The 971-nt window shown below is 61.8% G+C and carries 1 protein-coding gene; it reads left to right on the top strand.

Going from position 1 to position 971, the window contains the following annotated elements:
- The coding region (locus tag AWB67_RS38545; protein ID WP_087660919.1) for a porin at nt 1-971 on the top strand (971 nt) is incomplete at both ends.

Below are 971 nucleotides of genomic sequence, written 5' to 3'. Positions count from 1 at the left end.
TGAAGGGTCAGGAAGACCTGGGCGGCGGCCTGAAGGCGATTTTCCAGTTGGAAAGCGGTTTTGACGTGGGCACGGGCCGTCTGAACCAGGGTGGCCGCGAATTCGGCCGTCAGGCGTTCGTCGGTTTGACAGGCAACTCGTGGGGTACGGTCACGTTGGGTCGCCAGTACGATCCGTCCGTTGACATGGTCCAGGGCCTCACGGCCGACAACTACTTCGGCAGCATCATGGCAACGCCGGGCGACGTCGACAACTACGACAACGATCTGCGTGTGTCGAACGCCGTGAAGTACGTTTCGCCTAACTACGCCGGCTTCCAGTTCGAAGGCATCTACGGCTTCAGCAACGGGGCGGGCACGACCGGCCAGGGACAGACGTGGGGCGGCGCGGCAACGTATAACAACGGTCCGCTGGGTCTCGCGGCCAGTTACCTCTACGCGAACAATCCGAGTGCAGGCCGACAGACGATCGGCGCCAATGGCACTACCTGGAACAGCCCGTCGTCGGATTCGCTGTTCCTCAGCCCGATCAACATCGGCTACCAGACGGCGCACTCGATCGGTATCGCACGCGCTGCCGGCCAGTACGCATTCGGCCCGGTGACGTTTGGTGCTTCGTACAGCTTCGCGCAGTACAAGAGCGACGGCAGCTCGACGTTCTCGTCGCAGGAAAAGTTCAGTACCGGCAACGCGTTCGCGAATTACCAACTGACGCCGGCGATGCTGCTCGGCCTTGGCTACACGTACACGAAGGCAAGCGGCGACACGGGAGCCCACTACAATCAGGTCAGCCTGGGTGCCGACTACTCGTTGTCTAAGCGCACGGACCTGTACGCTATCGGTGCGTGGCAGAAAGCAAGCGGCACGCAGAAGAACGCAGACGGCGTGACGACTTCCGATGCACAAGCTTCGGTCGGCTCGTATGGCTACTCGAGCGGCGCGGACCACCAGGAAATCGTGATCGTCGGTATC

Source organism: Caballeronia terrestris, assembly GCF_001544515.1.
Lineage (GTDB): Bacteria > Pseudomonadota > Gammaproteobacteria > Burkholderiales > Burkholderiaceae > Caballeronia > Caballeronia terrestris.
This window is presented reverse-complemented; position numbering and strand designations above follow the sequence as displayed.